Source organism: Ensifer sp. GW821-FHT05G01 (assembly GCF_059419585.1).
This window is the reverse complement of the sequence record NZ_JBWKSC010000003.1, coordinates 140,087-162,664: the sequence shown is the minus strand read 5'-3', so window position 1 is coordinate 162,664 and position 22,578 is coordinate 140,087. Positions and strand designations below refer to the sequence as shown.

The following is a 22,578-nucleotide window of genomic DNA, read 5'->3' as shown; positions in this document are numbered from 1 at the left end:
ATTGACGTTACGCATTTGTAATGCGCCCAATGGTGGAAACGGATTGCTGTTGCCGCCGAACCGCCTATATCGGAACCATGCTCAGCGCCATCGTCAGCATCTTCGAGAACTGGATCAAGCCGTTTGCGCCGCGGGAGCAATTGCAACCGCCGAAGTCGCTGTGGGCATTTGCCTGGTTCTATGCCCGCCAGGCCAAGGGGCCGTTTCTGGCGATGGCCATCCTCGGCGGCCTTGTCGCCATGCTGGAGGCGGGGCTCTTCTATTTCGTCGGGCGGCTTGTCGATCTGCTGGACACCGTGAAGCCCGAAGCGGGCTGGAGCGGGTTGATTTCCGCCAACGGGCCCGAACTGCTGTTCATGCTGCTGACGGTGCTGGTGTTCCGCTTCGTCGCGGTGTCGCTGGCGGCGCTCGTCGAGGAGCAGTCGATCATCACCGGCTTCCTCAATCTGGTGCGCTGGCAGTCTTACACGCACGTCGCGCGGCAATCGCTTTCCTTCTTCCAGAACGACTTTTCCGGCCGGATCGTGACAAAAGTCTGGTCTGGCGCACAGGCGACCAGCGACCTGATCGTGTCGCTGCTGCAGGTCGTCTGGTTCATCGTCATCTATACCGCCTCGACCATGGCGCTGGTTGCCCAGCTCGACTGGCGGCTTGCGGCCATGGTCGCGTTCTGGATCGTCATCTTCCTGGCGCTGGCGCGCTATTTCGTTCCTCGCATCCGCAAGCATGCGCGCGATACGGCCGAAATGGCCTCGATGCTGAACGGACGCATGGTGGATGCCTATTCGAATATCCAGACATTGAAGCTGTTCGGGCGCGACGACGAGAACGACCGCTATATCCGCGCCGGCTTCGATCGCTTCCAGCGGGCAGTCATTCCGTTTACGCGGCTGCTCACGGCGGTGCGCGCCTCGCTGGCGCTTCTGTCGGGCATGATGATTGCGGCGATCGCGATCTATGCCATTCACCTGTGGCTTGGCGGTTCGATCAGTTCGGGCGCTGTCGCCTTCACGCTGGCGTTGGTGCTCAGGCTCAACATGCTGCTCGGGCGGATGATGACGCAGTTCAACTCGATCATGCGCAACATCGGCACGATCCAGAATTCGGCCGAACTCGTCTCGCAGCCGATCGGTCTGGTCGACAGGTCGGATGCCAGGGAGTTGTCGGTCAGCGAGCCGGAGATCCGCTTCGAGCATGTCAAGTTTCACTATGGCAAGGGGGCAGGCGTCATCGACGACTTCACGCTCGTCATTCGCCCAGGAGAGAAAGTTGGCATCGTCGGCCGTTCGGGCGCCGGCAAGTCGACGCTCGTCAATCTCCTTCTGCGCTTCTACGACCTCGAGGGCGGGCGCATCCTGATCGACGGCCAGGATATTTCGACGGTGAAACAGGAATCGCTGCGCGCGCAGGTCGGCATGGTCAGCCAGGACACATCGCTTCTGCATCGCTCCATCCGCGACAACATCCTCTTCGGACACCCGGATGCGACAGAAGAACAACTGATCATGGCCGCCGAGAAGGCCGAGGCGTACGAGTTTATCCGCGACCTCGAGGACCAGCGCGGCCGCAAGCGTTTTGATGCCCATGTCGGCGAACGCGGCGTCAAGCTTTCGGGCGGACAGAGGCAGCGCATCGCCATTGCGCGCGTCATGCTCAAGGATGCGCCGATCCTCGTTCTCGACGAGGCGACCTCGGCGCTCGATTCCGAAGTGGAAGCGGCGATCCAGTCCAATCTCGACCGGCTGATGCAGGGCAAGACGGTTCTGGCCATCGCGCACCGGCTCTCGACGATTGCCGCTCTCGACCGGCTCGTCGTCATGGACAAGGGTCGGATCGTCGAGGACGGAACCCACGCCGAACTGATCTCGCGTGGCGGTCTTTACGCCGATCTCTGGTCGCGACAATCCGGCGGATTTCTGGCGCGTGAAGAGGCGGCGGAGTAGGGCGGCCCAACTGCCTTTTCAAGGTGGTTCGACGGCCGTAGCGCAAACCGTCAAGTCCTTGTGCCAATTGGCCGCGCTTTTCCCCGCGACAATCTGCCCACCCACCCTTGTCAAGGCTGGACATAATTTGCGATCAAGCATAGAACGCGCCGGATTGACGGGGAATCTGCGAGCCGTGCGCGCGCAGAAATTTACGGATTCTGGCGCCTAAAGTGTGTTTGCAGCAGCAAACCGGCTAAGGTGTCAGCACTTTGATTGGGCGTGTTTCCTTGACCTAGGTCAAACCGCAAGGGCAGGGATCTCGCTGGGCGGATGCGGTTTCCGCAACATTGCGTGAGAGGATGGTTTAGCCGTGAGCGAACACGACATTTCAAGCGAGACCTCGGGCGAGCCCACTCGCCGCGATTTCCTTTACCTGGCCACCGGCATGGCGGGCGTCGTTGGCGCCGGCGCGGTCGCTTGGCCATTCATCGACCAGATGCGTCCGGATGCCTCGACGCTCGCGCTCGCCTCGATCGAGGTCGACGTGTCGAGCCTTCAGGCCGGCATGTCGCTGACGGCCAAATGGCGCGGCAAGCCGATTTTCATCCGCAACCGTACCGAGAAGGAAGTGGAAGAGGCCAAGGCGGTCGCTCTTGCCGACCTCAAGGACCCGGTTGCGCGCAACGCCAACCTTCCGACCAGCGCCGAGGCGAACGATCTCGATCGCTCCGCCGGCGAAGGCAAGGAAAACTGGATCGTAATGATCGGTTCCTGCACCCATCTCGGCTGCGTGCCGCTTGGTCAGGCCGGTGATTTCGGTGGCTGGTTCTGTCCCTGCCACGGTTCGCACTACGATACGGCTGGCCGAATCCGTAAAGGTCCGGCGCCGGAAAACCTCCCCGTGCCGACCTTCTCGTTCGTTTCCGACACAGTTATCAAGATCGGTTGAGGGGACTACTGATAATGAGTGCTGAACATTCAACCTACACGCCAACGACTGGCATTGAGAAATGGGTTGATTCCCGTCTTCCGCTGCCGCGTATGATTCACGACAGCTTCATCAGCTATCCGGTTCCCCGGAACCTGAACTACGCATACACCTTTGGCGCCATGCTTTCCGTCATGCTGGTCGTCCAGATCCTGACCGGTATCGTGCTCGCCATGCACTATGCTGCCGACACGACCGTTGCGTTCAACTCGGTCGAAAAGATCATGCGTGACGTCAACCACGGTTGGCTGCTGCGCTACATGCACGCCAACGGCGCGTCGTTCTTCTTCATCGCCGTCTACCTGCACATCGCCCGCGGCCTCTACTACGGCTCGTACAAGGCACCGCGCGAAATCCTCTGGATCCTCGGCGTGGTCATCTATCTCCTGATGATGGCTGCCGGCTTCATGGGCTACGTTCTGCCCTGGGGTCAGATGTCCTTCTGGGGCGCGACGGTTATCACCGGCTTCTTCTCGGCCTTCCCGTTGGTGGGCGAGTGGATCCAGCAGTTCCTGCTTGGCGGCTTTGCCGTCGACCAGCCGACGCTGAACCGATTCTTCTCGCTGCATTACCTGCTGCCCTTCATGATCGCCGGCGTCGTCGTGCTTCACGTCTGGGCCCTGCACGTCACCGGCCAGACCAACCCGACCGGCGTCGAAGTGAAGTCGAAGACCGATACTGTTCCCTTCACGCCCTACGCGACGCTGAAGGACGCACTCGGCGTTTCCATCTTCCTGCTGATCTATGCATGGTTCGTCTTCTACCAGCCGAACTTCCTCGGCCATCCGGACAACTACATTCCGGCTGATGCGCTGAAGACGCCTGCTCACATCGTTCCTGAATGGTACTACCTGCCGTTCTACGCGATGCTGCGCGCCATCACCTTCAATGTCGGCCCGATCGACTCCAAGCTCGGCGGCGTTCTGGTGATGTTCGGCTCGATCATCATCCTGTTCTTCCTGCCCTGGCTCGATACGTCGAAGGTCCGTTCGGCTGTCTACCGTCCGTGGTACAAGCTGTTCTTCTGGATCTTCGTGGTCAACGCCATCATGCTCGGCTGGCTGGGTTCGCGCCCTGCAGAAGGCCTGTATGTCGTCATGTCGCAGATCGGCACGCTGTACTACTTCGGCTTCTTCCTCGTCATCATGCCGGTTCTCGGCCTGATCGAGACGCCCAAGCGCATTCCGAACTCCATCACCGAAGCGGTGCTGGAAAAGAAGAATGCGAAGGCTCAGCCGGCCACCGCACGCGCCTGATCAGAACAGCGATTGATAAGGAACTCACAACAATGAAAAAGCTTGTAACAGGTATTCTGTCACTTGCTGTCGTCGCTGGCCTCGGTCTCGGAGCTGCTGTCGCTGAAGAGGCTGCAGGTGGCGCGGAGCATGGCGGCGGCACGCCCCACTATCCGATCCACAAGCCCGAGCAGCAGGACTGGTCGTTTGCCGGCCCGTTTGGCAACTATGACAGGGGCCAGCTGCAGCGCGGCCTGAAGGTCTACACCGAAGTCTGTTCGGCCTGCCACTCGATGAACCTGGTGGCATTCCGCACGCTCTCGGGTCTCGGTTATTCCGACGCCCAGGTGAAGGCCTTCGCCGCGAACTACGAAGTTCAGGACGGCCCGAACGCAGACGGCGAAATGTTCACCCGCAAGGCCGTGCCTTCGGATCATTTCCCGTCGCCGTACCCGAACAAGGAAGCAGCTGCTGCGTCCAACAACGGTGCTGCACCGCCGGACTTCTCGCTGATTGCCAAGGCGCGCGGCATCGAGCGCGGCTTCCCGCAGTTCGTCTTCGATATGTTCGTGCCCTACCAGGAAGGCGGCCCGGACTATATCCATGCGCTGCTGACCGGCTACCATGAGCCGCCGGAAGGCGTTCAGGTCGCCGAAGGCACACACTACAACCCTTACTTCGCCAACGCTTCGGCGCTGGCGATGGCTCAGCCGATCTCCGACGATCAGGTTACCTACGACGATGGTGCTCCGCAGACGGTGGACCAGTACGCCAAGGACGTTTCGGCCTTCCTGATGTGGGCAGCCGAACCGCACCTGGAAGATCGCAAGCGCACCGGCTTCATGGTCATTGTGTTCCTGCTGATCTTCACCGGTCTCATCTACCTGACCAAGAAGTCGGTTTACGCCAACAAGGAACATTGATCTTCTGCCGGCTCGGCCGGCATGTGATCGAAATCGAGAAAAGGCCCCGGGTTCGTCCGGGGCCTTTTCTTTTGTGCGATGTGGTTTTCGCCCGTCGCCGCGAAAGGCATCTGGGCTGCCCTGTCTGCACAGCGACGTGCCTACCGCGGCACCATCGTTTCGCGTCGTTTGCTCTCGCGCCCGAAAGCGGGCTTGTTATCCCGCAATCCGCCTCGCGCTGCGGATCCATGCCACGCGGTGATGCCGTCGTCTCCACGAGCAGCGTCAGCAGCATGTCACGCCTCAACCGTCGATCTGGCCGCAAGCACGCGCAGTCAGTGGGAAGTTGAGGTCAAAGCGTTGGTGGACCGCCGTTCCGTTCACAGCTGCGCAAGAGCGAGCGTAGGGTAGCCGCATCAGGCAACCGACAGATGCAAATGACGCGCGCAACAGTGCCGCAAGGAGCGGAGACCAAGGTTGTTTCCGTCGTTCAAACAGCATCCGTGGTGCGTCTGATGGTCGTTCGGCGTTCAGATCACAAGATCTAGTCCCGACTGCAGACGCAATCCTATCGGTGGGAATTCGCGGTAGAGTTCGCGTTCCGATCCCCGGAAGGATGCTGCGCGTTTTGGCGGCAGGCGGAGCTTGCCACCGATGGTTTTCCGTGAATTTGCCATCCATTGCGGACGCTTTGTCTGGCTCGCCTAATCGCACCACTGCCGAAGCGGCATGACAGCTTGCGCAACAGAAGCTGGCACGGCGGTGCCGGTGATGCGCAATGCCAGAGCGCCGCGCCGGTATCGGCATGAGACGTCGCTCGCAGGATCGAAGGTCCGTAACAACGACGTCGCAATCGACAAATGTTCAGCGCAAAGGGCAGAGATCCCGCACCGATCGCAATTTCGAGGCGGATCGCGGTCGCTCTCCAATGCCCCAATTCCGTCGGAGGTGCTGCAACCCAAGGGTCGGCCTACCGGTTGGGCGAAGTTCTATGGCGGTGAGGACGCGGGAAGGGCACCGGCAGTGCATGTGGTATCAAGATACTCTGTGGTACCAGAGTAAGATATGGCATTCTCGCCCGGAGCCGAAACGCAATTGCCGATACTGCTCTAGCGACAGCCAAACCAGTGCCAACGAGGCTTTGGCTCCCGCTCTGGCTGTTGATACGAAAACGGCCCCACCTTGCGATGGGGCCGTCTGATCTTTCCGATTGACGCTGCCTCAGTTGAAGCGGCCGGCTGCGTGGGCGAGCATCGTGTAGACCTTGCCCGTGTCGGACGTGAGGTAGGTCTGGGTGATGCGCTTGTCCGGATCGTTGCGCGCGACGTCAGCGAGCAGCTTTTCGAAGTCAGCGATGTAGCGATCGACGGCGGTGCGGAACTCCGGCTCGCGGTCGTATTTGCGCTTGATCTCGTCGAAGGTCTGCTGGCCCTTCAGCGTATAGAGCCTACGGGTGAAGACGTCGCGCTCGCCGCGCTGGTAGCGGCGCCACAGGTCTACCGACGCATCGTGATCGATGGCGCGGGCAATATCGACCGACAGCGAGTTCAGCGATTCCACCACGTGCCGCGGATTGCGGGTGTCGCCGCTGCGGGTCGCAGGCTGGCTTTCAGCCGGGCGCTGCGGTGCGGCCGCCGGGGCCTCCTCACGGGAAGCGGCGCGCAGCAGGTCGCGCATCCAGCCGCCGCCTTCTGCGACCTCGCTGGTGACGGCCTGTGTGGCCGGCTGGGCGCGGACAGGCTGGACTGCGACGGGCTGCTGGACGGGGGCAGGCTGCTGAATGGTTGCCTGCTCGATGCCGAGGCTGCCGCGCAGCGTCGGTGCGGGTTCCTGGCGGCGCGGCTCCGCGGCCGGCTGCTCGACCGGACTGGCGACAGCAACAGGTGCAGCAGCCACGGGGGCGGCGGCAACCGGCTGCTGGCGCAGCGGCTGGGCGACTTCGAGCTGCGTCGAGGACTTGCCGATGATGTCGGACAATTCCTGCAATGCCTTGATCTGCTCGGCCACGGCGCGACGCATGACGGCGGCGTTTTCCTTGGCTTCTTCCGGCAAGTCGAAGGCGCTGCGCTTCAGTTCTTCGCGGGTCATGTCGAGTTCCTTGCGGATCTCGCCAGCCGAGCGGCGGATGTCGTCGGTCGCACCGCTGAAGCGGCCGATGGCTTCGTCGATCGCGATGCGAACGGCGTCGCGCAGCTGGGTTGCCACGCCGTCGGACTTCTTGCCGCTCTCGTTGAGCATGCGCTCGACATCGGAGACCGACGAGGCAACGCTGCCACGCAGACGGTTCGCCACTTCCTTGGAGCGTTCCTCGGCGTTTGCGAAGGCACCTTCGATCGAGGAGCCGGCATCTTCGCCAACCTTGGCAATCGCCTGACGAAGCGCTTCGGAGGCGCCGAGCGCACGGCCTTCAACCGCCGTGAGTGTCTTGTTGACGTCGGCAAACGAGGTTTCGACGCCGGAGCGCAGCGTATCGGCAATCTGGCGCGACCGTTCTTCGGCGCGCGAGAAGACGGCTTCAACAGACGCACCCGCTTCGTCGCCGGCCTGTGCCAGCGCATTGCGCATGGATTCGGCGGCTTCGGCTGCACGCTGTTCGGTGCTCGACAGCAGGCGACCGACATCCGAGAAGGACTGCTGGATGCCGCTGCGCAGGTTGCCGGCAACCAGACCCGAACGCTCTTCGGCGCGCTGGAAGGCGCCATCGACGAAGCCTTCGAGGGCACGCATGGTGCGCTCGATTTCCTCCGAGCGCTGCACGAGGCCGACGGAGAGGGTGCGCAAGGCATCCTGACGTTCTTCGAGCGTGCTGACGAGGTTCGACTGGGCGGCGCCCAAGAGGTCCGAAGCCTGGCCGAGCACCTTGGAGTGATCCTCGAAGCGCCCGACGATACCGCCGATCTGCGACAGCGTGGAAGCGGAGATGTCCGAGAGCTTGTCGACCTTGCCTTCGATGAGGCGGGTGGAGGTCGACAGCATGTCGGAGGCCTGGCGCGTGGTTTCGGAGAAGCGGCTGGCCGTCGCCTCGAGCCGCTGATCCATGTCACCGAGGTTATTGCTTGCCTGGTCGATGACGGTTGCAATCGCTGTGTTGTTGGCAGCGAGCTGGTCGATCAGGCCGAGGGCCGTCGACTGCAGACGGTTCTCGACCATCTTCATCGCCTTCGCCGTCTCTTCGGCGCGCAGCGAAATGGCGTTGAGCGTCTCGCCGGTGCGTTCGGTGATGGCGTTGACCAGCGCGGCATTTTCCGCACGCAGGCGGTCGGTGCTGTCCTGCGTCACGCTGGCGATGCGCTCAGCAGCCTCGCGGCCGGTTGCGGCATACTGATCGATAACCGGACGAGCCTGCTCGTCGATGATGCGTGACAGCTCCATCGAGCGACCTGCGAGCATCGAGTTGAGTTCGCGGGTGCGATCGTCGAGCGTGCTGCGGATTGCTTCGCTGCGCGCTTCCAATGCCTTCTCCGCATCGGCAAGACCCTGCTGGATGTTCTGGGCGTGGCTGGCGACCTGACCATGGGTGGCGGCAAGGCGCGCAGTGGCGCTGTCGGAGGCGTCGGCGACCGACCGGGCGAGTTCGGCATGGCGTGAGGCCGTTGACGCTGCGGTCTGTTCGATCGCGTTGGCGAAGTCGGCGTTGCGGGATGCGAGTACGTTTGCAAAGTCCTGACCAGCCTTGGAAAGAAGGCCGGCTGAGCGGGCAGCTTCCGCGTCGAGTTCCTGTGCTGCCTCGCTGACGGCGCCGCGAAGGGTACTGACCAGACCCGCGGCCTTGCCCCCGATGCGGGCTGCCTCGGCGTCGAGCTCCTGGGCAACATCGCCAACGGCGCCGCGAAGGTTGCTGACGAGGTCGGCAGTCTTGCCCTCTATGCGGCCCGTTTCGGCGTCGATCGCCCGTGTGACTTCGCCGACGGCGCCGCGAAGGTTGCTAACGAGGTCGGCAGTCTTGTCCTCGATACGACCAGTTTCGGCGTCGATCTCCTGGGTGACTTCGCTGACGGCACCGCGCAGGCTGGTGACGAGGTCCGCAGTCTTGCCTTCGATGCGGCCGGCTTCGGCGTCGATCTCGTGCGTTACGTCGCTAACGGCGCCGCGCAGACTGGTGACGAGCACCGCTGCCTTGCCTTCGATGGTCCGGTTGACGTTTTCGAGGCCGATGTTGAGGGCGCGGTCCATGGTGCCCAGGCGCTCTTCGATGCGGTCCGTGCCGGCATTGATGGCGCTGGAGATACGGCTTGCGGCTTCCTCGCTGGCGCGGTCGATTTCGCCCGCGCGTTCGCCAAGGCTGTCGGCGATACGCTGTCCAGCGCTGCCAACGATCGCGTTGACGCCGTCGACGCTTTCGCGGACGCGATCCTCCAACGAGCCGAGGCTCGTTTCAAGACGCAGGCCCGTGTCATCGACGAGTGCGTTGACGCTGCCGACGCTGCCGCGGATACGGCCTTCCAGAGAACCGAGGCTTGTCTCGATCTTGGCGCCGGTATCGTCGACAATGGCGTTGACGCTTCCGACGCTATCGCGGATGCGATCCTCAAGCGTGCCGATGCTGGCCTCGATGCGGAAGCCGGTGTCGTCGACGATGGCGTTGACATTGCCGACGCTGTCACGGATGCGGTCTTCCATCGTACCGAGACGGGATTCGATGCGATTGCCGGTTTCGTCGACGATGGCGCCAACCTTGTCGACGCTGCCGTGCATCCGGCCTTCAAGCGAGCCGAGGCGCGCTTCGATGCGAGCTGCCGTATCGTCGACAATCGCACTGACATTATCGACGCCGCCGCGCATGCGCTCTTCGAGCGAGCCCAAGCGGGTCTCGACACGAACACCTGCCGTATCGGCAATGATGCCGACATTTTCTGCGCTGTCGCGCATGCGTTCTTCAAGCGCGCCAAGGCTCGTCTCGATGCGCAGGCCGGTGTCGTCGAGACGGTCGTTGAGACCGTTGATCGACATATCGACCCGATTGGTCAAAGTGTCGGCAGCAAGGCTGATCTGGCCCGCTGTCTCCGCTAGCCGCTCGGCGATGTTGCCGGTGGTCGAGCGCATGCGGGCTTCCAGCGTTTCGCCACTGCGGTCGATGATGCCGGCAAGAGCGGCCTGGCGCTCTTCGAGCGACATTTCGAGCATGCTGGCGCTGGTGGCAAGGCTGGTGGCAATCGACATGGACTGGTCGGACAGCATGCCTTCCAGCTGATCTCGGCCCTGATCGACGGCGAGGTTGATCGCGTTGATCCGGTCGTCGAGCGTGGCGCGGATCTGCTCGTGGGTCGAAGACAGGGTTTCGCGCAAGTGCTCGGCACGGCCGGTGAGCGTCTGTTCGATTTCCGTTGCCTTGCCGGCAAGCGAGGCGGTCGCCTCGGTCGTGCGCGCCGTCAGCGCTTCGGCGATCTGTGCGCTCGTGGCGGTCAGCGCATCCGAAATCTTGCCGACGCGACCGCTCAGGTCTTCGGCGATGCGGGCGCTGGTGTTGGTGAGGGTATCGGAAATCTCGCTGACGCGGCCGCCGAGGTTTTCGGCAATCACGGAAACGCTGTCCGACAGCTTCTGTTCGATTTCGCCGACGCGGTCCGTCATCGTCTCGGCAACGGCCGTGGCGCGGAACGTCAGGTTGTCGGCGACGTCTTCGGCATGGCGGCTCAAGGACTCCGCCATCTCGTTGGCGCGGGCCGTCATCGTCGAAGTGATGTGGGAAGACCGGTCGGCAAGAACGCCGTCGAGCGCCGATGTCTGGTTTGACAGGGTTTCTGCAATCGCCTGGCTGCGTTCCGACAGAACGCGCTCCAGCCGGTCGGCCGTTTCGCCGACGGCGCCTTCGATCGCGTCCGTGCCGGTCGACAGCACGGTCGAAAGGGCAAGGGTGCGCTCGGACAGGGTGTTGTCGAGACGGTGCTGGCTTGCAGCGATGGCACTGGTGATCTCGTCGGTCGACCCGGTCAGCGTCTGCTCGATGCGAGCGTGAGCCGCTTGCAAGCCGTCAACGAACTGCGCCGTGCGGGTGTCGAGGCCTTCGGTCAGACGTTGTTCGCTCGAGGTCAGGGCATTGGCAAGCGCATCGGCGCGCTGGCCGAAACCGTTTTCGATGCGATCCTGTGCCTCGGAAAGAGCACCCATCAGGCTGCTGGTCTTTTCGGAAAGCACGCTGTCGATGCGGCTGTGAGCGCCGCCGATCAGGTTGCTGAGGTCGGATGTGCGGCTGCCGATCGTTTCCTCGATGAAGTCGTGCGTGGCGCCGAGCGCGGTCGCAAGCGACAACGACTGATCAGAAAGGGCCGAGCCGATCTTCTCGATGCTGCCGTCAAGAGCGCTGCCAATGGCATCCGAACCGCCGGTCACCGTTTCGTTGATGCGGTGCAGGCTTTCCATCAGCTTGGTGTCGAGCATGCTGGCCCGCTTGTCGAAGGCCGAGGCGAACTCGTGGAAGCGTTCGTCGAACGCGGTAGCCAGCTGGCCGACCGTCGTCTGCAGTTTCTCCTCGAAGAAGCCGCCGCGTAGGTCGAGATCCATGATCGCGTCGTCGGCGCTGGAGCGCAGGCTCTGGCGGAAATGTGCACCCTTTTCGTCGAGCGTGGCATTGAGCGTTGCAAGCACGTCCTCAAGACCGCCGGCGATCGCGCTCTGGCCGACACTCAGGCTTTCGTTGAGGTCGCGCGTGCGGGCAATCAGCGTTTCATTGAGCTGGCGGGCACGCTCGTTCAGGGCTGCATTCAGCTTTTCTGTGTTGGCGTCGAGCGAGGAGGCGCGGGTCTCGAACTGGCCGAGCAGCTGCTCGCCGCGCTTGGTCAACGTATCGCTCAGCTGATCGAGGCGGGTGTCGAATTCGCTGCTGAGCCCGAGGCCGGCAGCGGTCAGGCCTGATAGCAGCGAGTCCGTGCGGTTCGTCAACATGGTGCCGATGTTCTGCAGGGCAGCATCGGACTTTTCACTGAGAGCCGCGGCGCGCGTATCGATCAGCGAGGCGAAGGCTTCGCCAGAGATCGCGATGCGCGAGGCAATGTCTTCGCCCGCCTGGTCGAGATCGTCCTTCAGCTTGCCGTGTGCACCGGCAATGGTGGAGCGGATACGCTCGGAGTGACCGATGATGGCTTCGCGCTCGAGGCCCAGCTCCTGAACCAGCGTGCGTACGCGCAGTTCGTTTTCGCTGTAGCTGCGCTCGAGTGCGTTGACCTCGGAGTGAACCAGCGTTTCAAGCTCGGTAGCGCGGGCAATCGTGCGCTCGATGCCTTCGTTCATCGCGGAGACTTCGCGGCGAACGGCCTGACCGACGGTCATGACCCGGTCGGCGGCTGCAGTTTCCGGCTCGGCCAGGCGCAGTGCCACTTCGGCCATGGAACGCGCGGCGTTACGCAGTTCCTGCGCGCGGGCGATCATGATGGCGAAGGAGAAGAAGAGCATGATGGGCAGCAGGATGCCGATGGCAACACCGACTGCACCCGGGGTGGCGGCGAGATCGCTCAGCGTGCGGATCTGCCAGATCTGCGGACCATAGAGCAGGTTTGCGACACCAAGGCCGGCGACGGCCCAGACGATGGAGACGAGGGCTGCGACCCGGATGGCGGCACGGTTCGAGCGTACGTCGAGGGCGCGCAACATGGCTGCCGGCGAGCGGCGACCATCGTCGTTTGCCGGGGAAAGGGGAGGCGACTTCGGCGCGGGTTCGGGAGCGAGCCCGCGTGCGGCGTCATTGGCTCGCGCGGCGCGGGGTGGTTCCTGCTGAGGCTTGGCATTTCGACTGTGATCGGGCTGGGCAGCCTGATGGGTGGAGTCAGACACATTTTCCTCCGGATCATCCAAGGAAGTCTTGTCGTTAGGGCTCGACTTAAGCTCGTCAAAATCGATCTTAAGGGCCGCTTCCAGAGCCTGGAAGGCCTTTTCGTCAATCGACTCGTTGCTCTTCTTCGTCGCCATAGGGATACGCCTCATTACCTTTTGCCTCCGCCGAAGCGTGCCCATTCAAACCGCAACTGCGGCCGGGCACCCTCTTCACCGGGGCGGTGACGGCAAGATACGCGCATCACATCTACGCAATACCCTACTCAACACCCACATCATTTCCTCGATGGATAGTCGGAATTGTGCCTCGAGGGCACCACCCGCAACGCTTATCCACCGGAACGGTTGCCATTTTCGTACGCAGGCCCGTTCCTAACCGTATCGTAGTGACACATTAGCCGGGTTCTTACAATTAAGAGCACTCCGGCTTCATTAAAATCCTAATGAATTCTTAATGCGATAGAGGGGGTTAGGGCGGAAAAGACAAGGAAAACAGCAGGTTTAACGGTCATTAACCATTTTCCCAGATTCCTGCCTATATTGCGCCCCGTTTTAAGCCGATAGCAGCGCCCGCCCGTGGAGGATGATAGCTGCAGAAACTGCAGCGATCGTCCTGTGACGACGCCTGGTGAACAGGCGCGGTCTGGCATGGCGCCCGTGCCACCCTTTCCAGTCAATGCGCAAACTATGCGCGACGGCAAGGTGGCAGCGGACATGGACAACACTATACAAACAATAGGGAAATTGGCTGATGGCGGCCCTCAGAATTGCCTTTGAAGCTCCCGATACTCCGGGTAGCTCTTCTTCCTCCGGCAGGAAGCCCATCGACTTTGCCCATCTGACCGCGCAGACGATGGGCGACAAGGCGCTTGAAATAGAAGTGCTGCAATTGTTCGCGCGTCAGGCGCGCAAGGTGATGAAGGAAATCACCGAAGGCGAGGGGAATGGACGCGCGCAGGCCGCCCATCAACTGAAAGGGGCAGCCCTTGCCGTCGGCGCCGTCGATGTCGCGGCCGCCGCGGGCGCAATCGAGCAGCGTCCGACCGATCCAACTCTGCCCGACGTGCTTGCAACGAGCGTGCTTGAGGCCGAGCTGTTCATCCTCAAACTCTGCCGCTGATCGCAACCGGCTGGAAAGGCGCATCGCGCACGCTGAAACGCCGCGTCCGCGATGCGCTCACTGGCTGTTGTTGACTGAATGGCCGAATTGTTGGAAGAACCTTCCCTGAATTTGCGCCCGCCGCACCGCGCGGCTTTGCGCGATCGGCCAGTCCCATCAGCTTATTCCGGAAAGTGACATGACAAAACTTACGATCGTTGCCTTTGATGGCACGCGCCACGAACTCGATGTCGAGAACGGCTCGACCGTCATGGAGAACGCCGTTCGCAACTCGGTTCCCGGTGTTGAGGCCGAGTGCGGCGGGGCCTGCGCCTGCGCAACCTGTCATGTCTATGTCGACGATGCCTGGACGGCGGTCGTCGGCGCGCCGGAAGCGATGGAAGAGGACATGCTGGACTTTGCCTACGACGTGCGTCCGACCTCGCGGCTTTCCTGTCAGATCAAGGTCAGCGATGCGCTTGATGGGCTCGTCGTGCACGTGCCCGAACGCCAGGCCTGATCGCCGGCCGTCGGCGCCGCAGCTGCTGCTTTTCGATCCACCGATGCCGTATTTGCCAAAAAAGCGCCTCGCTGGTCGTGTGACGAGCGAGGCTAGGAGGGCGTATCGCACGCAGATGAGGGAGGGAACATCTGCTGCATCAAGACACGCCAGGAGAACCTGTACCGCTGCGGCATCGGCTTTTGCTCTTCAACAAACAAACCGACGCTGGCGAACTCAAGTAACGGCAATATTTATACGTCCTGCGAGATCATCATGGCCCGCCAAATCGCTTCCGACAACGGAGGGTTGGATTTCATCTCGCCCTCACGTTTCATGTTTTGAATATAAGCGAGTCGTTCCGCTCCAGCTATCGCTAGATTTCACCAATAAAATACTGTGGGTGCGCGCGCGCTAAACAGGTAGCGGTCAAGTATATTCCCGCTATGCTTATGCCAGTCACGAGGACGGAACGCCGCCCTGTCTATTCCTGTGTTTTCTGCAGTGTTTGCAGCCGGTACTGCAGCAGCCGGATGATACGCTTGTCGAAATTGGCCGCCTCCGTCCGGTCGAACCGGGCCTGATCCTTGTCGTGGGCGGCGATGGCCTCTGCGCTGGCGCGCGTCACGCTTTCCTGCATTTTTTCGCAGTCCGCTTGTGGCTTGAGCGCCAGGAACGTCTTCTCCATCTTGCGGGCATGGTTGCGCGCGATCTCGGCGTGGCGTTCCTCGTGGCGCTTGATGTCGCTCGACAGCGTATCCCAAACCAAGGCGAGGTCGCGGCTTGCCTGTTTGCGATACTTCCAACGCGGCAGAATGATGCGCGTGTTGAGCGTCACGACCGCCGCGCCAACAGCGCAGCGTCCCCCACGGTTGACGTAGGTGATGGTTCCGCCAAACTTGATGCGCGTTGCGCCCGGATGGCGTGCGCCAGTCGCCTTCATCATCGGCCCTGCCTTGGACAGAGCCTTGTCGAGATCCGCCGCCGTGCGGCCGCCGATCGAGAAATAGGAGAAGCTCTTGCTCATCACCGTTTCGCCGGACGCGGAGCCCAAGGGCATGGCAACCAGAAGGGCAAGAAGGGCGGCTTTGAGCGGGACGCGTACTCGAGACATCAATGCGTAGTTCTCTTTAGTTGAACTTCAATCAAGCTTGGGGCATAGCCAGCGCGGGTGCAACAGCAAATCGAAACGGTTGGCTGCTGCCCATCGTGAGGTGGAATGAATTACAATCCGTTTCAAAATTTTCATTGGACGCTGGCGCATGGCCGTAGCCTCGAACTGGGGCCGCGTGGCGTTTTGATGGCGATCATCAATGTTACCCCGGATTCTTTCTCCGATGGCGGTCGTTTCAGCGACACGGAAGCTGCGGTCGCGCAGGGCAAGCGCTGTCTCAGCGATGGCGCCTTGATCCTCGATGTCGGCGGTGAATCGACCAGACCTGATGCCGCACCGGTGAGTGCCGACGAGGAACAGAGCCGCATCCTCCCGGTCATTGCAGCGCTTGCGCGCGAGACCGATGCGCTCATATCGGTGGATACCTACAGGGCGGAAACCGCACGCTTTGCCGTCGAGGCAGGGGCTCATATCGTCAACGATGTGCACGGCCTTCAGCGCGAACCCGATATCGCACACGTCGCGGCGCAGACCGGAGCCGGGCTTTGCATCATGCACACCGGCCGAGACCGCGAAAAGCTTGCCGATGTGATCGAGGACCAGTTCCACTTTCTCGCACGTTCGCTGCAAATCGCGACGCAAGCCGGGATCGAGCGCGAACGGATCGTGCTCGATCCGGGTTTCGGCTTTGCCAAGGATACGGAAGAAAACCTGGAACTGATGGCGCGGTTTGCCGAGTTGCACCGGTTCGAACTGCCGTTTCTGGTCGGCACGTCGCGCAAGCGTTTCCTCGGCGCCATCACCGGACGAGAGCCGGCTGACCGTGACGCCGCCACCGCCGCAACGACGGCGCTCTTGCGGCTGGCGGGCGGCGCCATTTTCCGCGTACACGATGTCGCAAACAGCAGGGATGCGCTGATGATGGCGGATGCTATGCTGGCTGCAAAGAAGAGCTGACGGGACGAAAAACCATGAGCGCCACCTATACGATCACCCTGAAAAACTGTGCCTTCTTCGCGCGCCATGGCGTTCTCGACGAGGAAGAGTTCCTCGGGCAGCGGTTCTTCGTCGATGCGGAACTTGAAGTGGAGCAGGGCACGGCGCTGGTCGACGATTCGATCGACGACACCGTGCATTACGGGATCGCCTTTACCGAGATCGAGCGCATCGTCACCGGGCGTCGGCGCTACCTGATCGAGGCACTGGCGCTTGAGGTCGCCAAGACGCTCTGCGTGCGCTTCCCGCAGATCCGGCGGGCGAAGGTCTCGGTTCGCAAGCCGAACGCGCCTGTGCCCGGCGTGCTCGACTATGTCGAGGTGACTGTCGAGCATGTCGCCTGATATGAGCGGATCGATCGCGACACTGGGGCTCGGCGGCAATCTGGGCGAGCCGCGAAGGGCGATGGCCGATGCCCTGCAGATGCTTGACGCAAGGCCGGATTGCACGGTTCGGGCCGTTTCACGCCTGTTTCGCACACCACCCTGGGGCAAGATCGATCAGGCCTGGTTCTTCAACGCCTGTGCCGAAGTCGAGACGACGCTCGGGCCGGAAGCATTGCTCGAAGCCTGCCTCGATATCGAGCGTCAGATGAAGCGGGTACGCGACGAGCGCTGGGGCCCGCGAACAATCGACATCGATGTCCTGACCTTCGGCAACATGTCCCTGTCCGAGAGCAGGCTGGAACTGCCGCATCCGCGCATGACCGCGCGCGGCTTCGTGCTGATGCCCCTTGCGGACTTCGCTTCCGGCATGAGCGTGAACGGACGGCGGGTCAAAGAGTGGCTGGCGGATGCCGACGTCACTGGCATCGAGGTGGCGGACGAAGACAGGCATTGGTGGCGGGCACAGGCCTGAGATCGAGCGGCATAAACGACAAAAGCCCCGGCGTTCGGCCAGGGCTTTTGTCGTTGATCTGAATTGTCGTCTACTTGATCGAGCCAACGGCGATGTTGTCGACCTGGCGATTGAGGCTGACGCCGATTACCGGCACCATCGTGTTCTCGACCTTGACCGAGATCGTGATGTTCATCGTCTTGTCGTTCTGAAGCCGAGCGATCATCGCGCCGTTCAGCTTCTTGCGGTTTATGCCGACAACGACTTTGTCCTTGGCGACGTTGCCGGACACGATGTCGAGACCCTTGCCGTCGGCGCCATCGAGGAATTTGCCGGTGTAGCTGTTGCCCTTTTGGGTGATCAGCGCCGACATCGGCTGCTTGAACACGCCGACGCGGCAGAAGCCATCGAGCTTGATGCCGGCGTCATCGCCGGCGGCCGGTTCACCAGCGAGGTCGCAGGTGAACTTTGTGCCCTTGTATTTGCCGGCGACGATCTCGCCGGGGCCTGTCCATTGGCCGGAGACTCTCTCGAAGAAAGCCTTGTCCTTGCCGCCGGATAAGGCCGGCGTCGCAACGCCGACGGTTGCTGCAAGCGCGAAAGCGGCAGCGCCGCGAGCGATCAAAGAAGGGCGCGAGAACATAAACGATCCTTGATGGGTCAACGTCCGAAACTAGAAGCCACATTTGCGCGCAAATGGTTAATGGACGGTTTCTTTCGGGCGGATATCAAGGCTTCTTTGTGTCGGCGATGCCTCTTCGGGCGACACAGATCGCACGGCCGCAAGGCGTGCACCGCGTTCTCACCGTCATGTGCTTCGATGGGCGCAAACGTGTTTATGAAACTCTGTTGCATCGGCGTACGTATCCACTTGAAACGCGGAGGTTTCATGATGGCTGCGACGGACAACACCACCTCGGGAGCGGATGTCCCGATGGCACTGATCATCCGCCGTCATGGACTTGTCACCCGGCTGACTCATTGGCTCTGGGCACTCGCCCTGTTCTTTCTGCTCCTGAGCGGCCTGCAGATTTTCAACGCCCATCCCTCGCTTTACCTCGGGCAACAATCGGGTTTTGACTTCGACAACGGTGTGCTGTCCATCAGCGCCATGCGCACGGAAGGCGGCGATGTCAGGGGCGTGACGACGCTGCTCGGTCAGGGTTTCGACACGACTGGCGTTCTCGGTGTCAGCGGCCCCCTCGATCGGCGCGCATACAGAGCCTTCCCAGCATGGCTGACAGTTCCCTCCTACCAGGACCTGGCGACGGGGCGGGTGGTACACTTCTTCTTCGCGTGGCTTTTTGCGGCAGTCTTTGTCGTCTGGATGGGGGCGAGCATGGTCAACGGGCACCTGCGCCGCGACATCCTGCCATCCGGCGCAGATCTGCGCGGTTTGCCGCGAAGCGTCATCAATCACCTGCAATTCCGATTCGATCACGGCCGCAGTTACAACGGCTTGCAGAAGCTTTCGTATGCAGCTGTTTTGCTGATCTTCTTTCCGTTGATGATCCTGACCGGACTGACGATGTCGCCGGGCATGGATGCAGCTTGGCCGTGGCTGCCCGACATCTTTGCCGGCCGGCAGACGGCGCGCACGATCCACTTCGTCGTCATGCTGTTGCTCGTTCTTTTCTTTGCGGTCCACATTTTCATGGTTTTTGCCGCTGGACCGATCAACGAACTGCGCTCGATGATAACTGGGCGCTACCGCGTTGATGCCGAATCGCAGCGCGAGGAGGCAGGACGATGAGCCGTCTTCTGATCAATCGCAGGCGCTTTCTAACTGCCGCCGGCGTCGCCGCCTCGACGTTGCCACTTGTCGGCTGTGATGCATTCGATGGCATTCTGCAAAACAGAGGCATTGTCCGCGATGTCCTAGCGGCGGCGAACGACCTGACTTATCGCGTGCAGAGGCTCTTGATGGACGCCGACCGGCTCGCACCTGAGTTCGGCGAAAGCGAAATCAGACAGGGGCAACGGCCGAACGGCTCGACCGATCCGACCGACCCACAGTACATTGCCCTCCAACAGCAGGACTTCTCCGAATACCGTCTCGCTATTGCCGGGCTTGTCGAAAAGCCGCTCAGCCTGACCTTGACCGAATTGCGCAACATGCCGTCGCGCACCCAGATCACCCGTCATGACTGCGTCGAGGGCTGGAGCTGTGTTGCCAAGTGGACCGGCGTTCCGCTTTCCAAGGTCCTCGATGAGGCCAAGGTCAAGCCGGATGCGCGCTATATCGTCTTCCATTGTTTCGATCGCATGAACCTTGGGCTTTCCGGCTCGGTGGCCTACTACGAATCGATCGATCTCATCGATGCGCGCCATCCGCAGACGATCCTTGCCTATGGATTGAACGGAAAGCCGCTACCTGTCGCCAACGGCGCGCCGCTCCGCGTGCGTGTCGAGCGGCAACTCGGTTACAAGATGGCGAAATATCTCAGCGCCATCGAGGTCGTTTCGGAGCTGTCGACATTCGGTCGTGGCAACGGCGGCTTCTGGGAAGATCTCGGTTACGACTGGTATGCGGGCATCTAGTTCCGGCTTCTAGGTGTCGCCATTTTGACCGACCGTGCGGCCGGCGCCGGGTGCGAGGTCGGAGAGAAAGTCGCCGATCCCGGGCCGCTTCAGCGCCCTGAACGGCATCGGGCGGCACAAATCCATGGCGGCGATGCCGATGCGCGCCGTCATCAACCCATTGATCACGCCTTCGCCCAGCCGCGCCGAGAGTTTTGAGGCAAGGCCGTGGCCGAGCACCTGCTGGATAAGGCTGTCGCCGGCGGCGATCGAGCCGGTCACAGCGAGATGGGCGACGACGTCGCGCATCAACCTGATCATGCCGAGCGTGCCCGGGCGGCCGCCATAAAGCTCGGCCATGGCCCGGATCATCCTGGCGGATTCATAGAGCACATAGCCGAGATCGACCAGCGCGCGCGGGCTGACGGCAGTGACGATCGATACCCGCTTGGATGCGGCAAGGATGATGCGGCGCGCCTCGCGATCGAGCGGCGTCAACAATTCGCGCTCCGTGAGCTCCAAAAGGTGGGGGCCGTCGATGATTTCCCCTTCGGTTTCCTTGAGACGTGCCCGGCCGCGAGCCGTGCGCGGATTGGCGGCGAGGAGATGCACGAGTTTTTCCGCGGCCGATCGTGCCAGTTTGGTATTGCCGGAGGCGGCCGCACTTTCCGCCTCAGCCTTCAAGCTCTGGACGGCTGTCAGTTGCATCATGCCTGAAAGCTCGCGGGCAACGACCACCAGCAGCGCCAGCAGTCCGACGGCAACCACACCCATCGCGGCATAGCCCAGCCAGTCGGCGCGGGAGAACAGGTCGCGGATCAGGCGATCGACCCAAAGGCCAGCCGCCAATGACAACAGGATGCCGAGCGCGCCCATGGCGATCTTGCCGACGGACAGGCGGCGTTTGCGGGGATTTGCCTCGGGCAGCGCAAGGCTCTCAACCGCGAGCGTGGTTTCGCGGAAAGGATCCTCCGCGTCCGGCGTCATCACCACCTTGTCGTCGAAACTCGCCGGCGCCCGACGGGGCCGGGCGCTTTCGGAGGCCTTCGGCTCCGGATCGGGGCCGACCGAAAAGGCACCGGGCTTTCTGCCTCGGCTATTGAAATCATCGCTCATGCCAGCCGATCTCCGAACAGGAACTGCATCGCCCGATCGAGCCGTATATGGGGCACCGACAGTTTCAATCCACCACCGGTCTCCTCCAGATGCGGCGGCCGGAATCGGACGAAACTGAGTTCGGGCATCGGATGCGCATCGCCGAAGGTCGTTGCCGATGCATCCGCATCAACGGCCTTGAAGAGAACTTCAGGATCGTCCGGTAAGTCACCGGGAAATATAGCTGTTTTCCGCTCTCCGTCAAACGTGTCGCCGTTGATCTTCTCACCGGCGATCGGTGTGCCGACGATAACCGGCAGCGTATGCCCGCCATGATCGACGGTTGCCTCGCGCGTCGCCCGGACCGAGGCTATCGCCATGACCTCGAGCCCGGCACCGCTCATGCCGATGCTGGCAGCCGCCCGGCTGACCAGACGGGCCGTAATGCGTTCCAGACGGTCGTGGCTTTCGTGATGCAGGTGATCCGCCTTTGTTGCGGCGATCAGCACCTTGTCGATCCGTCGCGTCAGGAACGAAGAGAGCCAACTGTTGGTGCCTGGGCGGAAGCAGGCCAGCACGTCGGCCAGCGCCTGCTCCAGATCCAGCAGGGCTTCCGGTCCGCCGTTGATCGCCTGCAGCGCATCCACGAGCACGATCTGTCGGTCGAGCCGGGCAAAGTGCTCGCGAAAGAACGGGCTGACGACGTGTTTCTTGTAGGCCTCGTAGCGGCGCTCCATCATAGCCCAGAGAGAGCCTTTGGGAGCACGGCCCTCGGGCAGGTCGGGCAAGGGCGAGAAGGTCAGGGCAGGCGAGCCCTCGAGATCGCCTGGCATCAGGAACCGACCAGGCGGCAGCGTCGAAGGCGAACTCGCATCCGCCTTGCAGGCCTTGAGGTAGGCTGTGAAGCTCTCGGCGAGCCGGCGCGCGCTGCTTTCATCCGCAATCGCCGTCGGCCCCGCCGACTGGGCAAGCGTCAGCCAATCCGCCGATAGCTTGGCGCGGCCATGTGCCCGAGCACGGGCCACCGAATTGTCGCTGAACTCCTTGAAATTCTGCGCGAGCAGCGGCAGGTCGAGCAGCCATTCGCCGGGGTAGTCGACGATATCGAGCGACAGGCGACCGGCCGAAAACAGCCTATTCCAGCCGCTGGCGCTCTCGAAGTCGAGGGTGATGCGAAGCTGGGAGATCGCGCGCGTCGAGTCCGGCCAGATACGATCGCGCACAAGGGCGGCGATGTGATCCTCGTATTGAAAGCGTGGCACGGCGTCGTCAGGCTGCGGCTCAAGCCTGATCTTCGAAACACGGCCGGAGCGCACGGCTTCGAACACCGGCAGCCGTCCTCCGTTCAAGAGATTATGCACCAGCGATGAGATGAAGACGGTCTTTCCGGCCCTCGAAAGGCCTGTGACACCAAGCCGGATGGAGGGATTGACGAGCCCCGATGCACGATCGGTGAGATTGTCGAATGCAATCAGGGCGTCGTCTTTAAAGCTGGTCAGATTTGGCGCCAAGTCGTGCTATCCCTCGCGGACCGTGCCGCTTTCGTTCATGCGAATGTCTGGAGCCGAGACGTGTGATGGGCCCTTGCTGCCTTGGCGATA

General features: G+C 62.1%; 16 protein-coding genes. 11 read left to right on the top strand and 5 right to left on the bottom strand.

Annotated elements, in window-relative coordinates; all coding sequences use genetic code 11:
* The first annotated feature begins 77 nt into the window (after positions 1-77).
* The 4 genes from AC07UR_RS09495 to AC07UR_RS09480 all read left to right on the top strand — a co-directional run bounded on the left by AC07UR_RS09495 (position 78) and on the right by AC07UR_RS09480 (position 5,071).
* Positions 78-1,943 (top strand): ABC transporter ATP-binding protein, encoded by a 1,866-nt coding sequence (locus tag AC07UR_RS09495; protein WP_209791919.1) that lies wholly within the window; start codon positions 78-80, stop codon positions 1,941-1,943.
* A 352-nt stretch (positions 1,944-2,295) separates the two neighbouring features.
* Positions 2,296-2,874: a ubiquinol-cytochrome c reductase iron-sulfur subunit gene (gene petA / locus AC07UR_RS09490; RefSeq protein ID WP_173420094.1), complete on the top strand. Its 579-nt coding sequence runs from the start codon at positions 2,296-2,298 to the stop codon at positions 2,872-2,874.
* 14 nt (positions 2,875-2,888) lie between these two features.
* The gene (locus AC07UR_RS09485) at positions 2,889-4,169 is read left to right on the top strand and encodes a cytochrome b (protein ID WP_077503654.1); all 1,281 of its coding nucleotides are present in this window, start codon (positions 2,889-2,891) and stop codon (positions 4,167-4,169) included.
* A 32-nt stretch (positions 4,170-4,201) separates the two neighbouring features.
* Positions 4,202-5,071, top strand: a complete 870-nt coding sequence (locus AC07UR_RS09480) for a cytochrome c1 (RefSeq protein ID WP_173420093.1) — start codon at positions 4,202-4,204, stop codon at positions 5,069-5,071.
* Between the two features lie 1,200 nt (positions 5,072-6,271).
* Here the strand turns inward: AC07UR_RS09480 and AC07UR_RS09475 are convergent.
* Entirely contained in the window at positions 6,272-12,952 is a 6,681-nt protein-coding gene (locus tag AC07UR_RS09475; protein WP_209792015.1) for an apolipoprotein A-IV repeat region-like domain-containing protein, read from the bottom strand.
* A 616-nt stretch (positions 12,953-13,568) separates the two neighbouring features.
* On the opposite strand from AC07UR_RS09475, the gene AC07UR_RS09470 reads away from it, so the two are divergent.
* Positions 13,569-13,937 carry an Hpt domain-containing protein gene (locus AC07UR_RS09470; RefSeq protein WP_173420091.1) on the top strand — a complete coding sequence of 123 codons (369 nt, stop codon included), beginning with the start codon at positions 13,569-13,571 and terminating at the stop codon, positions 13,935-13,937.
* A 178-nt stretch (positions 13,938-14,115) separates the two neighbouring features.
* Positions 14,116-14,436, top strand: coding sequence for a 2Fe-2S iron-sulfur cluster-binding protein (locus AC07UR_RS09465; protein WP_025427192.1), 321 nt, complete (start codon positions 14,116-14,118; stop codon positions 14,434-14,436).
* 463 nt (positions 14,437-14,899) lie between these two features.
* Here the strand turns inward: AC07UR_RS09465 and AC07UR_RS09460 are convergent, their stop codons facing one another.
* Positions 14,900-15,529 carry a DUF922 domain-containing Zn-dependent protease gene (locus AC07UR_RS09460; protein ID WP_209791917.1) on the bottom strand — a complete coding sequence of 210 codons (630 nt, stop codon included), beginning with the start codon at positions 15,527-15,529 and terminating at the stop codon, positions 14,900-14,902.
* A gap of 105 nt (positions 15,530-15,634) precedes the next feature.
* On the opposite strand from AC07UR_RS09460, the gene folP reads away from it, so the two are divergent.
* Genes folP through folK form a run of 3 tightly spaced genes read left to right on the top strand, consistent with a single transcriptional unit; the run spans position 15,635 to position 17,383 of the window.
* Positions 15,635-16,486 (top strand): dihydropteroate synthase, encoded by an 852-nt coding sequence (gene folP / locus AC07UR_RS09455; RefSeq protein ID WP_209791916.1) that lies wholly within the window; start codon positions 15,635-15,637, stop codon positions 16,484-16,486.
* Positions 16,487-16,500: 14 nt separating this feature from the next.
* Complete coding sequence (gene folB, locus AC07UR_RS09450) at positions 16,501-16,869, top strand: dihydroneopterin aldolase (protein WP_053247535.1); 369 nt, start codon at positions 16,501-16,503, stop codon at positions 16,867-16,869.
* Positions 16,859-17,383, top strand: coding sequence for a 2-amino-4-hydroxy-6-hydroxymethyldihydropteridine diphosphokinase (folK, locus tag AC07UR_RS09445; protein ID WP_209791913.1), 525 nt, complete (start codon positions 16,859-16,861; stop codon positions 17,381-17,383). The genes folB and folK overlap by 11 nt, the downstream gene beginning before the upstream one ends.
* A gap of 70 nt (positions 17,384-17,453) precedes the next feature.
* On the opposite strand, the gene AC07UR_RS09440 is transcribed toward folK, so the two are convergent.
* Positions 17,454-18,005 carry a hypothetical protein gene (locus AC07UR_RS09440; RefSeq protein WP_209791911.1) on the bottom strand — a complete coding sequence of 184 codons (552 nt, stop codon included), beginning with the start codon at positions 18,003-18,005 and terminating at the stop codon, positions 17,454-17,456.
* A 246-nt stretch (positions 18,006-18,251) separates the two neighbouring features.
* On the opposite strand from AC07UR_RS09440, the gene AC07UR_RS09435 reads away from it, so the two are divergent.
* Together AC07UR_RS09435 and AC07UR_RS09430 are read left to right on the top strand one after the other, a co-directional pair.
* Positions 18,252-19,115 carry a cytochrome b/b6 domain-containing protein gene (locus tag AC07UR_RS09435; protein ID WP_209792013.1) on the top strand — a complete coding sequence of 288 codons (864 nt, stop codon included), beginning with the start codon at positions 18,252-18,254 and terminating at the stop codon, positions 19,113-19,115.
* Positions 19,112-19,903, top strand: coding sequence for a molybdopterin-binding protein (locus tag AC07UR_RS09430; RefSeq protein ID WP_209791909.1), 792 nt, complete (start codon positions 19,112-19,114; stop codon positions 19,901-19,903). The genes AC07UR_RS09435 and AC07UR_RS09430 overlap by 4 nt, the downstream gene beginning before the upstream one ends.
* Positions 19,904-19,912: 9 nt before the next feature.
* Here AC07UR_RS09430 and AC07UR_RS09425 read toward each other — a convergent pair whose 3' ends face one another.
* Both AC07UR_RS09425 and AC07UR_RS09420 read right to left on the bottom strand, forming a co-directional pair.
* The gene (locus tag AC07UR_RS09425) at positions 19,913-20,998 is read right to left on the bottom strand and encodes a YcjF family protein (protein ID WP_209791908.1); all 1,086 of its coding nucleotides are present in this window, start codon (positions 20,996-20,998) and stop codon (positions 19,913-19,915) included.
* Positions 20,995-22,488 carry a YcjX family GTP-binding protein gene (locus tag AC07UR_RS09420; RefSeq protein ID WP_173420084.1) on the bottom strand — a complete coding sequence of 498 codons (1,494 nt, stop codon included), beginning with the start codon at positions 22,486-22,488 and terminating at the stop codon, positions 20,995-20,997. Before AC07UR_RS09420 ends, AC07UR_RS09425 begins: the two co-directional genes overlap by 4 nt.
* Between the last annotated feature and the right edge of the window lie 90 nt (positions 22,489-22,578).

What these genes read in the sequence shown, in the direction of transcription:
- folP (WP_209791916.1), top strand. Translation starts at nt 15,635, where the DNA reads ATGAATTACAATCCGTTTCAAAATTTTCATTGGACGCTGGCGCATGGC.
- AC07UR_RS09430 (WP_209791909.1), top strand. Translation starts at nt 19,112, where the DNA reads ATGAGCCGTCTTCTGATCAATCGCAGGCGCTTTCTAACTGCCGCCGGC.
- AC07UR_RS09465 (WP_025427192.1), top strand. Translation starts at nt 14,116, where the DNA reads ATGACAAAACTTACGATCGTTGCCTTTGATGGCACGCGCCACGAACTC.
- AC07UR_RS09475 (WP_209792015.1), bottom strand. Translation starts at nt 12,952, where the DNA reads ATGGCGACGAAGAAGAGCAACGAGTCGATTGACGAAAAGGCCTTCCAG.
- folB (WP_053247535.1), top strand. Translation starts at nt 16,501, where the DNA reads ATGAGCGCCACCTATACGATCACCCTGAAAAACTGTGCCTTCTTCGCG.
- AC07UR_RS09495 (WP_209791919.1), top strand. Translation starts at nt 78, where the DNA reads ATGCTCAGCGCCATCGTCAGCATCTTCGAGAACTGGATCAAGCCGTTT.
- AC07UR_RS09460 (WP_209791917.1), bottom strand. Translation starts at nt 15,529, where the DNA reads ATGTCTCGAGTACGCGTCCCGCTCAAAGCCGCCCTTCTTGCCCTTCTG.
- AC07UR_RS09435 (WP_209792013.1), top strand. Translation starts at nt 18,252, where the DNA reads ATGATGGCTGCGACGGACAACACCACCTCGGGAGCGGATGTCCCGATG.
- AC07UR_RS09440 (WP_209791911.1), bottom strand. Translation starts at nt 18,005, where the DNA reads ATGTTCTCGCGCCCTTCTTTGATCGCTCGCGGCGCTGCCGCTTTCGCG.
- AC07UR_RS09480 (WP_173420093.1), top strand. Translation starts at nt 4,202, where the DNA reads ATGAAAAAGCTTGTAACAGGTATTCTGTCACTTGCTGTCGTCGCTGGC.
- AC07UR_RS09470 (WP_173420091.1), top strand. Translation starts at nt 13,569, where the DNA reads ATGGCGGCCCTCAGAATTGCCTTTGAAGCTCCCGATACTCCGGGTAGC.
- AC07UR_RS09485 (WP_077503654.1), top strand. Translation starts at nt 2,889, where the DNA reads ATGAGTGCTGAACATTCAACCTACACGCCAACGACTGGCATTGAGAAA.
- folK (WP_209791913.1), top strand. Translation starts at nt 16,859, where the DNA reads ATGTCGCCTGATATGAGCGGATCGATCGCGACACTGGGGCTCGGCGGC.
- AC07UR_RS09425 (WP_209791908.1), bottom strand. Translation starts at nt 20,998, where the DNA reads ATGAGCGATGATTTCAATAGCCGAGGCAGAAAGCCCGGTGCCTTTTCG.